Annotated in this window: 13 protein-coding genes; all 13 read right to left on the bottom strand. The window is 46.7% G+C overall.

The window, feature by feature from the left end:
* Window positions 1-269: 269 nt before the first annotated feature.
* On the bottom strand, window positions 270-2,384 hold the full coding sequence (locus tag C6P39_RS13945) for a glutamine synthetase III family protein (RefSeq protein ID WP_095172190.1): 2,115 nt from the start codon (window positions 2,382-2,384) through the stop codon (window positions 270-272).
* A gap of 332 nt (window positions 2,385-2,716) precedes the next feature.
* Window positions 2,717-3,271, bottom strand: a complete 555-nt coding sequence (locus C6P39_RS13940; protein WP_065543173.1) for a manganese efflux pump MntP — start codon at window positions 3,269-3,271, stop codon at window positions 2,717-2,719.
* Between the two features lie 61 nt (window positions 3,272-3,332).
* Window positions 3,333-4,253: a diacylglycerol/lipid kinase family protein gene (locus C6P39_RS13935; protein WP_095172191.1), complete on the bottom strand. Its 921-nt coding sequence runs from the start codon at window positions 4,251-4,253 to the stop codon at window positions 3,333-3,335.
* 650 nt (window positions 4,254-4,903) lie between these two features.
* Window positions 4,904-5,440, bottom strand: coding sequence for a bL17 family ribosomal protein (locus C6P39_RS13930; RefSeq protein WP_095172192.1), 537 nt, complete (start codon window positions 5,438-5,440; stop codon window positions 4,904-4,906).
* A gap of 91 nt (window positions 5,441-5,531) precedes the next feature.
* Complete coding sequence (locus tag C6P39_RS13925; protein ID WP_018595063.1) at window positions 5,532-6,491, bottom strand: DNA-directed RNA polymerase subunit alpha; 960 nt, start codon at window positions 6,489-6,491, stop codon at window positions 5,532-5,534.
* 26 nt (window positions 6,492-6,517) lie between these two features.
* Window positions 6,518-7,111: a 30S ribosomal protein S4 gene (gene rpsD / locus C6P39_RS13920; protein WP_065543176.1), complete on the bottom strand. Its 594-nt coding sequence runs from the start codon at window positions 7,109-7,111 to the stop codon at window positions 6,518-6,520.
* 18 nt (window positions 7,112-7,129) lie between these two features.
* The gene (gene rpsK, locus C6P39_RS13915) at window positions 7,130-7,522 is read right to left on the bottom strand and encodes a 30S ribosomal protein S11 (RefSeq protein WP_018595061.1); all 393 of its coding nucleotides are present in this window, start codon (window positions 7,520-7,522) and stop codon (window positions 7,130-7,132) included.
* Window positions 7,523-7,619: 97 nt separating this feature from the next.
* Complete coding sequence (gene rpsM, locus C6P39_RS13910; RefSeq protein WP_095172193.1) at window positions 7,620-7,991, bottom strand: 30S ribosomal protein S13; 372 nt, start codon at window positions 7,989-7,991, stop codon at window positions 7,620-7,622.
* A 323-nt stretch (window positions 7,992-8,314) separates the two neighbouring features.
* Entirely contained in the window at window positions 8,315-8,428 is a 114-nt protein-coding gene (rpmJ, locus tag C6P39_RS13905) for a 50S ribosomal protein L36 (protein WP_003022746.1), read from the bottom strand.
* Window positions 8,429-9,866: 1,438 nt separating this feature from the next.
* Entirely contained in the window at window positions 9,867-10,085 is a 219-nt protein-coding gene (infA, locus tag C6P39_RS13900; RefSeq protein ID WP_003022750.1) for a translation initiation factor IF-1, read from the bottom strand.
* Between the two features lie 3 nt (window positions 10,086-10,088).
* A complete protein-coding gene (locus C6P39_RS13895; protein WP_104804163.1) occupies window positions 10,089-10,364 on the bottom strand; it encodes a KOW domain-containing RNA-binding protein in 276 nt (91 codons plus the stop codon).
* A gap of 8 nt (window positions 10,365-10,372) precedes the next feature.
* Window positions 10,373-11,128 carry a type I methionyl aminopeptidase gene (map, locus tag C6P39_RS13890; RefSeq protein WP_095172195.1) on the bottom strand — a complete coding sequence of 252 codons (756 nt, stop codon included), beginning with the start codon at window positions 11,126-11,128 and terminating at the stop codon, window positions 10,373-10,375.
* 3 nt (window positions 11,129-11,131) lie between these two features.
* The gene (locus C6P39_RS13885; RefSeq protein WP_095172196.1) at window positions 11,132-11,776 is read right to left on the bottom strand and encodes an adenylate kinase; all 645 of its coding nucleotides are present in this window, start codon (window positions 11,774-11,776) and stop codon (window positions 11,132-11,134) included.
* Window positions 11,777-11,832: the final 56 nt, after the last annotated feature.

The raw sequence follows: 11,832 nt of genomic DNA, 5'->3' as shown, positions 1-11,832 counted from the left end.
TCTCGTCTGCTCATTCTTCTCTTGCTTACTCTGCCCAAAGCGCAGCTTTTATAAATAATAACTCATTCTTGCTGTTCACTGACACGATTCCGGTTTCTCTTAACACGCATCCGCATCATTATCATACACTTCCTATATCTAATATGGCACCTTCGCTTTTATCTAATTATAGCATTTCAACTAACAGCCGTCTGTTGCATCTGCAACACCGCATTTTTATTATAACACAAAAGGTGCTCCGAATCTGCATCCGGAACACCTTTTCTGAATTATACATCAAACAGCAAATCCCCATAAGAAGGCATTGGCCACATATCTTTATCCACGATCATTTCCAGCTCATCCACCGGACGGCGCAGAGCCTCCATTGCGGGCATTACTTTCTCCCGGTAATAGAAGGCACGTTCTTTTCCTTCCTCCATGGCTGCGGCTGTTTTTGCCACCTCTTTTAAATGATTCAGAGCATCTCTGGTATCCTTCAGAAGGGCAGATGTATCCCTGAGCAGCTCTGTCTGCACATCCACATCCAGGATTCCTGCGGAAACCACGGCATTGATGGAATCTGCCAGATTCTTTGTATATCTGATCACTGCGGGGATGATCTGCTTGCTGGCAATATCTATCATAGTCCTGGCCTCAATATTGATGGCTTTGGAATATGTCTCGTATTTAATCTCTTTTCTGGACTCCAGCTCTGCCTTTGTAAAGACGCCAAACTCCTCGAACAGACTCACAGACTCCTCATAAGTCAGAGCCTCCACAGCTTCCACCATGCATCCGATATTTGGAAGGCCTCTCTTTGCTGCCTCTTCCACCCATTCCTCAGAATATCCGTTGCCGTTAAACACGATTCTCTGATGTTGGGTGAAGTTCCTCTTGATCAGGTCATGGACCGCCATATCGAAGTCTTCCGCCTTTTCAAGCACATCACAGGCTTCCTTGAAGGACTGGGCCACAATGGTATTCAACACCATATTGGCAGGGGCAATGGAATCCCTGGAACCAACCATACGGAATTCAAACTTATTGCCGGTAAATGCAAAGGGTGAGGTCCTGTTCCTGTCTGTGGTATCACGCATAAACTCAGGAATAGATTTCACGCCTGTCTCCAGCTTCTCACTCTCAATACTGTGGTCAGCCATACCTGTTGTGATCAACTGATTCATAACATCCGTAAGCTGGTCACCCAAAAATACCGAGATAATAGCCGGGGGAGCCTCATTTGCCCCCAGACGATGGTCATTTCCCACATCCGCAGCAGATTCCCGAAGCAGAGCAGCGTGTCTGTCCACAGCCTTTAACACACAGCTTAAAACAAGAAGAAACTGGATATTCTGGTGGGGCGTAATGCCCGGGTCCAGCAGATTCACTCCGGTATCTGTAGTCAGAGACCAGTTGTTGTGCTTACCGGAACCATTCACACCGGCAAAAGGCTTCTCGTGGAGCAGGCATTTCATTCCGTGCTGGGAAGCGATGCGCTTCAATGTCTGCATAATGATCTGATTGTGGTCAACCTCCACATTGACTTCCGCATAGATAGGTGCCAGCTCATGCTGTGCCGGAGCTGCCTCGTTATGCTGTGTCTTGGAAGTAACACCCAGTTTCCACAGTTCCTCATTTACGTGCTTCATGTATGCAGATATCTTCTGCCGGATGGTTCCCAGATAATGGTCATCCATCTCCTGGCCCTTCGGAGGCATAGCGCCGAAAAGCGTGCGTCCCGTAAAGGTCAGGTCCTTTCTCTGCATAAAATTCTTATCACTCACCAGAAAATATTCCTGCTCCGCTCCCACGGAGGGGGTAACTTTCTTGGCCGTTGTATCACCGAAAAGGCGGATCAGGCGCAGTGCCTGTTTATTAATAGCCTGCATAGAACGCAGCAGCGGGGTTTTCTGATCAAGGGCTTCCCCTGTATAGGAACAGAACGCTGTAGGAATACAGAGTGTGGCACCTGCCGCATCATGCCTTACAAACGCCGGAGAAGTACAGTCCCAAACCGTATATCCTCTGGCCTCAAAGGTGGCGCGCAGTCCGCCGGACGGAAAGGAAGACGCGTCCGGTTCCCCTTTGATCAACTCTTTGCCTGAAAAACTCATCAGGACTTTCCCGCTAGGAAGCGGCGCAGTAATAAAAGAATCATGTTTCTCAGCAGTCACGCCCGTCAGCGGCTGAAACCAGTGAGTATAATGTGTTGCCCCTTTTTCCATAGCCCATTCTTTCATCTCATGGGCAATCACATCCGCGATCTCAGGGGACAGTTCTTTTCCCTCCAGGATTGCCTGTTTCAAATCCTTGTAAACCTTTTTCGGAAGACGCTGCTGCATGACCGTGTCATTAAACACATCCTCTCCGAAAATTTCAGCTACGTTTGTATACTCGCTCATATGTTTTTCCTTTCCTTACTGTGTTGCCCCTACTACATCTCTCCCAGGCCCCATATTTTTTCCCTTATAAGCCATACATCCCCGCACCTGAGAGCCGCGGAGATACCTAGTACAGCGTTGCATAAGTTTCAGTGATATAAGCACCCGCTATTTACGCCAGTGCCGCGTTGCCGAAGCTAGTCGTAGGAACCGCTACGCCGTCGCTTCGGCGCCTTGCACTGATGAAAATATCAGGCACTCTATCAGCGAAACTTACGCAATGCTGTACTAGTCATTGAAACTGTTTCTACGATACCGCAAAAACAGCCAAAAATCAAGAAAAAATTTATGATTTAGCCACGCAGGGAGCCAATAGCCAGCAAAAGAAGACACACTCCGCTGAGCCAGGACAGATCCCGGTTCAAAATGTGCCGGGTTCCGTGCCCAAGCATCCAGCCGGCCTCCATCACAACAATACCTGCCAGAAAAGAGCCAATAACCAGCAGCACCTGCCCGGACTGCACCAGCCCGGTCCCAATCCCCACTGCAATACTGTCAAGGGACAATATAAAAGCAAGCCCCAGACCTTCCAGCAGATTCAGCGCCTTCACCTTTTCCGACTCCGCTTCCCCTTTCTTCAAAAAATAGGAGAAAAGCCTGTAACATCCAATACCAAACAGCAGAAGAAACCCAAGCCTCCCCGTAACTCCTTCCGGAAGCAGCGAAGCCAGACGGCTTCCCATAAAAATGGCTGTACCTAAGATCGTACTCATCAGCAGGTTCATACAAACCACAATACCCAAAGGCATTTTAGTCTTACTAACCCCATAAGCAAAACTGACCACGAAAGAATCCATGGTCAGTGCAAGAATCAACAATATACCCTTTAAAACAGCTAGAGAATTCATTGCACACCTGATTAGTTTCTGTTTCTATTATAGTATTCCGGTGTGTGCAGAAATGGTATCCCTATACCTGCGTATTGATCAGAGGAACCGTATCATCCTCCGCGATCATGATCTGTACCGCATGTTTCATATTTGTAATCTCCACCTCCCTGTGTTCGCCTCCAAACTCCCCATCCAGAGTCCAGGAAACAGGTCCCTCGCAGGAAATTTTCAGTGATGACGTCTTAAACGACTCGATCAGCTTTGTATCCGCTCCCCCCAGCAGAGATGCAATGATCTCATTCAGTTCCAATATATTTTTAGGTCTGTGTACCAGCATAACCTCAAACACCCCGTCATCCAGCATCACATCCGGCCCTGTCAGCTTCCGGAATCCGCCCACGGAGGTAGCATTACTCACCATCCCAAAAATAAACTCCCCATCCATGGCACATTCCCGGCTTTCAATCCTCATATTATAAGATCTGATATTAAACAACCTCTGCGTTCCTTCTAATATATAAGCCGCATGTCCCAAAATATTCTTCAGATCCTGGTTCGTCTCATAAGAAACATCTGTAAACAGCCCAAACGCCGCAATATACACAAAAAAGTCATCATTAAACTTCCCCACATCAAAAGCGTGAGCCCTTCCCTCCACAATATCCACAGCCGCCTCCAGCATATTTTTAGACACATGCAGGCTGTTAGCAAAGTCATTCGTACTCCCCGCAGGAATATACCCCACCGGCGTAGAATGCCCCCCTTCCATGATTCCCGTCACAATCTCATCCAGGGTCCCATCTCCTCCGCTGGTAACCAGCAGATCATACTCCCCGCCCTTACGCCGGGCCACTCTCTGTCCATCCCTGTAAGCCTGCGTAGGATGCACGGTCACCTCATACCCAGCCTTCACAAATATATCTAAAATATCCACCAGCCGGTTCTTAATACTCCCCTTCCCAGCCCTAGGATTAAAAATAAACAACATCCTCTTACCCATAACCAATCCTCCCTTTCCATCTCAGCTTATTTTACTACCGAACCCCCAAATATACAACCCACATTTCCCACCACCATCTTTTCCCTCCCCCAACTTTTCCCCAAACGACGTTCTTTCAACATCTATTCCCCCCGCACGACGCTCTTTCAACATTTCTTGCCCAACACGACGCCCTTTCAACATCTATTCCCCCGCACGACGCTCTTTCAACATCTATTCCCCAACACGATGCTCTTTCAACATCTATTCCTCCCGCACGATGCTCTTTCAACATTTCTTGCCCAACACGACGCCCTTTCAACATCTATTCCTCCCGCACGACGCTCTTTCAACATTTCTTCTCCAACACGACACCCTTTCAACATCTATTCCCCCCGCGCGACGCTCTCAGGGGAACCCGCGGCAGGGTGTGGCAGAGGTAATATCCTGTGAACGGTGTTCACGGAGCGCCTGGGAGATCCACCTGCCTCAGTCGCTTAATGAGGAAGCCATTGCTGACGAATTTAGCGAATGAGAGCAGGTTAGCTCCCTGGCAAGCGCAGTGCACCGTTCACAGGATATTACCTCTGCCACACCCTGCCGCGGGTTCCCCGTCCCCCCCACACACAAAAAAAGACCCCCAGGTTCCCCCAGAGGCCCAAAAATCCATATTAAACTAATTCCAATACAACTTCCATAGCAGCATCGCCCTTACGCGGTCCGATCTTAACGATTCTGGTATAACCACCATTACGATCAACATACTTCGGAGCGATCTCAGTAAACATTTTCTCAACCATGTCCACATTCTTGGTATTCTTCTTCTTACCAGCAGCTGCAGCCGGAACTTCCTTTACAGGATAGAAAACTTTTAACATCTGTCTTCTTGCATGTAATCTGGAAGGAGCATCTTTTTTGATCTCCTTTTCCACTTCGTCATATACGGTAACTTTCTTACCATCAACAACTTCTTTTACTCTCTTTCCGTCAGCATCTTTGCGCGGAACTTTTGCCATAACTTTAACTGTCTCAAAGTTGTCTTTTTCTTTCACTGCCATAGCGATCAATCCGTCAGCAATCTTGCGAACTTCTTTCGCTCTGGTCTCAGTGGTAACGATTTTTCCGTGGTATAACAGGTTTGTCACCTGATTTCTCAGTAATGCTTTTCTCTGATCAGATGTCTTGCCTAATTTTCTATATTTTGCCATCTCAATATTTCCTCCATTTGTGGAACAATATGCCATGCTTCTTCGGTCTTACTGACATACTGCTTTTTGCCCATAAATTCTTATCAGAGGCTTACTCCTCGCTGGGATTTAACTGTAAGCCCAATTCTTTCAGCTTCGCAAGCACTTCTTCCAGAGATTTACGACCCAGGTTACGGACCTTCATCATATCCTCAGAAGTACGGTTGCAAAGTTCTTCTACTGTATTGATACCAGCACGTTTTAAGCAGTTGTAGGAACGAACGGACAGCTCCAGTTCATCGATATTCATCTCAAGAACTTTTTCTTTCTCGTCATCTTCCTTCTCGATCATGACTTCTGCAGTCTTTGCACTTTCAGAAAGGTCAATAAAGAGGCTTAAATGCTCGCTCAGTACTTTAGCCGCAAGGCTGACTGCCTCATCGGCGTCCAGGGTACCATTGGTGTAAATATCCAGTGTCAGTTTATCAAAGTCAGTAACCTGACCGACACGGGTATTTTCAACAGTCATGTTCACACGCTCTACCGGAGTATAAATTGCATCAACAGCAATCACACCAATCGGCATATCGTCTGTTTTTCCTTTGTCAGCGCTGACATATCCGCGACCCTTGGTAATTGTCAGTTCTGCATTGAATTTGCATCCTGTGCCGCCGTTTAAGGTGGCAATTACCTGTTCTGGGTTCAGGACTTCGATATCCTGGTCTACCTGGATATCTGCGCCTGTGACAACACCTTCGCCTTCAAACTCGATATAAGCGGTCTTGGGTTCTGTGCTGTCGCTTGTGTTCTTGATCGCCAGGTTTTTCAGATTCATGATGATCTGTGTCACATCCTCTTTTACACCCGGAATCGAACTGAATTCGTGCAGAACGCCGTCAATCTTGACCTGGCTCACTGCAGCACCCGGCAAAGAAGAAAGCATAATTCTTCTTAAAGAGTTGCCAAGAGTGATACCATATCCTCTCTCCAGTGGTTCCACAACGAATTTCCCATATCTCTTATCATCAGACATTTCTGTGATTTGAATTTTGGGTTTGTTAAAATCGAACATGCAAAGCCCTCCTTGCTACGTGCATATTACTTAGAATACAACTCGACGATTAACATCTCGTCAACAGGAACGTCGATTTCCTCTCTTGTCGGAAGTGCTTTTACTTCACCTTTCAGATTCTCCTGGTCCATATCTAACCAAGCCGGTACAAGACGTCCGCCTGTTGCTTCCAGTACGTCTTTATATCTCTGAGAAGATTTGCATTTTTCTTTGATTTCGATTGTATCTCCGGCTTTTACCAGGTAAGACGGAATGTTTACCTGTTTGCCGTTTACCATTACGTGTTTATGGTCAACGATCTGTCTTGCTTCTCTTCTGGTCCTTGCTAATCCCATACGGAAGATTACATTGTCCAGACGTGTCTCCAGCATGATCATCAGGTTTTCACCTGTCTGGCCCTGTTTCTGGTCAGCCTTCACATAGTAGTTACGGAAAGGTTTCTCCAGAACGCCGTAGATGAATTTAGCTTTCTGTTTTTCTCTTAACTGAAGTCCGTACTCAGACATTTTTCTGTTTGCTCTTCTTAACTGTCTGGTGGATTTCTTGTCAATTCCCATATATACCGGATCCAGACCCAGGGATCTGCATCTTTTCAGAACTGGTACTCTATTTACTGCCATGATTTCTTAACCTCCTAATTAGACTCTTCTACGTTTTGGTGGACGGCATCCGTTGTGCGGAACCGGTGTTACGTCACGAATACTTGTAACTTCCAGACCACAAGCTGAGAGCGCACGGATTGCTGCTTCTCTTCCTGATCCCGGTCCTTTTACGAAAACGTCAACAGTCTTCAGACCATGAACTAACGCTGCTTTTGTAGCAGTCTCTGCAGCCATCTGTGCTGCATACGGAGTAGATTTCCTTGAACCTTTAAATCCCAGACCACCGGCACTTGCCCATGATAAAGCATTTCCTTCAGCATCTGTCAATGTTACGATCGTGTTGTTGAAAGATGACTGGATATGTGCCTGTCCGCGTTCAACGTTTTTCTTAATACGCTTTTTTGTCACTTTTTTTGTAACTTTAGCCATTTTTAAACTAACCTACTTTCTCACTTAATCAAAAAATTATCATGTTTCTTATATCAACCGCAGAAAGCACGCCGGGCGTTCTTTCCATTGTCATAAATTATTTTTTCTTGTTAGCAACAGTTCTCTTCGGGCCTTTTCTGGTTCTAGCATTTGTCTTAGTCTTCTGTCCACGAACCGGAAGTCCTTTTCTGTGACGGATTCCTCTGTAGCATCCGATCTCCTGTAATCTCTTGATGTTCAGAGCGATTTCTCTTCTCAGATCACCCTCTACATTGATATTCAGTTCATCGATTGCATCACGGATCTTTCCTACTTCTTCGTCAGTTAAATCCCTGCAGCGAGTGTCAGGGTTTACACCTGCCTCTACTAAGATACGGTCAGCACTTGTTCTACCAATTCCGTAGATATAAGTCAGACCAATTTCAACACGTTTTTCTCTTGGTAAGTCTACACCAGCTATACGAGCCATGTACTTGTTCCTCCATTGTTCTTAAATAAATATTGTTCCTAATTGGGACACATAAAAATGACGGGTCTCTATGCATCCAGCCGCAAAATAAAATTTTACGCAGCCTTTCCGTCACGGCAGTGTGACGGTATTAAGCAATATTCTGCAATCGTCCTCTCGGCAGGACGACAAACGTGATATATTACTATATTTGATCAGTACGAACAACGCAACCGCGCGTTTCATACTGCAGCCGCACTAAAATAATTCACACAAATCACATCCATCAAACATTCACTCTAATCTCACACCTATCTGACAGGCATTCCATAAGAGTCTCATGCTTAACCCTGACGCTGTTTGTGTTTCGGGTTTTCACAGATAATTCTGATACTGCCTTTTCTTTTGATGACCTTGCATTTTTCGCAAATCGGTTTTACAGATGATCTTACCTTCACGGATAACCCTCCTTTCTGAATTTCTCTGCACATGGGCATAAAAAGTCCACGTACGAGCACAAAAGTACGTTTTTAATGATAACACTCTTTTTACAAGAACGCAAGCACTTTTTTAAATTTTAACCCCATTTTCTCTCCCTATTCACTCCCCTATAAATCTTCTCCAAAAAACCTCCCCAAAAACCCATTCCTTCTATATTATATTCCATCGCTTCCCAACCCCTCCGGCCCCCCAACTTCACTGCAAACAACCTATATCCTAATTTTCAAGAACGTCGACCATCATCTTATACTAACTCTTCTGAGTACACCAGCCGCATTCTTATACTACCTTTTCTAAGAGCGACCGCCGCCTTCTTATACTATCTCTTCTGAGAGCGACAATCGCCTTCTTATACTACATCTTCCGAGAGCGACAGCCACCTTCTTATACTACCTCTCCTGAGAGCACCAGCCGCCTTCTCATACTATCTCCTCTGAGAGCGACAACCGCCTTCTTATACTACCTCTTCCAAGAGCGACAGCCACCTTCTTATACTACCTCTTCTGAGAGCACCAGCCGCCTTCTTATACTATTTCCTCTGAGAGCAACAACCGCCTTCTTATACTACCTCTTCCGAGAGTGACAGCCGCCTGCTTATACTACCTTTTCTAAGAGCACCACTCGCCTTCTTATACTACCTCTTCCGAGAGCGACCGCCGCCTTCCTATACTACCTCTTCTGAGAGCGACAGTCACCTTCTTATACTACCTCTTCTGAGAGCGACAACCGCATTCTTATACTACCTCTTCTGAGAGCGGCAGTCACCTTCTTATACTATCTCTTCTGAGAGCGACCGCTGCTTTCTTTTACTATCTCTTCTGAAAGCGACCGCCGCATTCTTATACTATCTTCTCTGAGAGCGACCGCCGCATTCTTATACTATCTCTTCTAAAAGCGACAGCCACCTTCTTATACTACCTCTTCTGAGAGCGACAGCCACCTCCGTATACTGTCTCTTCTGAGAGCGACCGCCGCCTTCTTATACTATCACACCAGAGAACAATAGCCAGTCTCTTCTTAATACTATCGCATCAGAGAACACCAGGGGAGGCCGTAGGAGGCAGGGGAGGGAGAGGGATTGGGGGGAGCGGCGTTTCACGGAGCGTCTGGGAGATCCACCTGCCCCAGTCACTTAATGAAGAAGCCACTGCTGATGAATTTAGTGAATGGGAGCAGGTTAGCTCCCTGACAAGCGCAGTGCGCCGCTCCCCCCAATCCCTCTCCCTCCCCTGCCTCCTACGGCCTCCCCGTCCGCCCTAAATACAAAAAACGTTCTCCCCGTCCGCCCTATACCCAAAAAACGTTCTCCCCGTCCCCCCTAAATACAAAAAAGCAGAGACACGCCTCCCATCAGAAGCCCGCATCTCCACTCCAATTCCAATTCCGAAACTATTCCTACTTGTCTCTCCAGATAATCCTGCCCTTACTCAGATCATACGGTGACATCTCAATCGTAACCTTATCACCCGGAAGAATCCTAATAAAATTCATCCTCAGCTTCCCACTGATATGCGCCAAAATCACATGCTTATTCTCCAATTCCACCTTAAACATAGCATTCGGCAACTTTTCCAGCACTGTTCCTTCTACTTCAATTACATCTGCCTTTGACATAAATCAAACCTCCTGTTTACTCCTATATTCTTTGATCACTCTCTTGATAATTTCATTCTTCAACTCCCCAGCCTCACTGAGATTCCTCTCAATTTCCGGGGAAATCCTGCGGTGAATCCGGACATGCCTCAATTTCTTCTTCTTGGGATGCTCACAAGTCCTAAGCGTTCCGTCAGCCAGATAGACATATCCGTCCTCCGCCCTGACGATGATATAATATCTGCCGGTATCATGGCCAGCCATGGAAACGGCTGCCATTCCTGTTCTTACCTCGCTCATAGGGTCACCTACTCACTCAAGGTCAGTATTTCCGGCTCGCCGTCTGTGATGAGAATGGTATTTTCATAATGAGCTGACAGGGAACCATCCTCTGTCACCACAGTCCAGTCATCATCCAGCCAAACCACATCGGCTCTGCCTTCATTAATCATCGGTTCGATCGCAAGAGTCATACCTGCCTGAAGTCTCAGCCCTCTGCGCTTCTGACGGAAATTCGGTATCTGCGGGTCCTCGTGCAGGCTTGTGCCGATTCCATGTCCGACCAAATCCCTGACTACACCGTAACCGAATTTCTCCGCATATGCGCCGATGGCTGCGGAGATTTCATATAAATGCTGTCCTGCCCTGGCATACTTGATTCCTTCAAAGAAACTCTGTCTGGTCACATCTATGAGCTTCTGTGCCTCCGGTGCGATTTCACCCACCGCATGAGTACGCGCCGCATCTGAGTGGTATCCTTTGTAGATCAATCCGGCGTCAAGGCTCACAATATCCCCATCCTGGAGAATATGGTCCTTGCGCGGGATCCCATGTACTACCTCATCATTGACAGAGACACAGATAGAAGCCGGATATCCGTTATAGTTGAGGAAATTCGGTATACAGCCCATCTCACGGATAAGCTTTTCTCCATACTGGTCAATGTCGAGTGTGGAAATACCCGGACGGATAAAATCCCTCAGCTCGTCGTGTACCTTTTCCAGAAGCCTTCCGGCCTCTCTCATAAGTTCAATTTCGTTGGCAGTTTTTATCGATACTGACATTTTTTACGCTCCTAATATTTTGACGATCGCCTGGAACACATCTTCCATATCAACGGTTCCGTCAACCTGTTTTAATACACCGGACTTGGTATAGTAGTCAATCAGGGGCTGTGTCTGGTCATGATATACTGTGAGACGTTTTAAAACAGTCTCCGGTTTATCATCATCCCTCAGGATCAGCTTCTCACCGCAGATATCACATACATCCTCTGTTTTCGGGGGATTGTACTTGATGTGGTAAGTAGCGCCGCATCCTACACACGCTCTTCTGCCTGACATACGGTTCACAATATTCTCATCTGGAACATCCACATCAATGGCATAATCCACCTTCTGGCCTACTTTAGCCAGTGCTGCGTCCAGACTCTCTGCCTGGGGAATGGTTCTGGGGAATCCATCCAGCACATAACCATTCTCACAGTCATCCTGTGCCACTCTGTCCACTACCAGGTCCACAACCAGTTCATCCGGAACCAGCAGTCCCTGATCCATAAAGGTTTTTGCCTTTTTACCCAGCTCTGTTCCGTTCTTGATATTTGCACGGAAGATATCTCCCGTGGAGATGTGCGGAACCTGGTATTTCTCGGCAATCTTTTTGGCCTGTGTTCCTTTTCCTGCGCCCGGCGCGCCTAACATAATAATCTTCATACTTTTTCCCCTTTCGTAAATACCCTGTATCCTTAAGAGTATACCGAAGAATCCCC

The sequence above is a fragment of the Blautia marasmi genome, assembly GCF_900258535.1.
Taxonomy (GTDB): domain Bacteria; phylum Bacillota; class Clostridia; order Lachnospirales; family Lachnospiraceae; genus Blautia; species Blautia hominis.
Note: the sequence above shows the minus strand (reverse complement) of the source record. Positions and strands in the feature narration are given on the sequence as shown.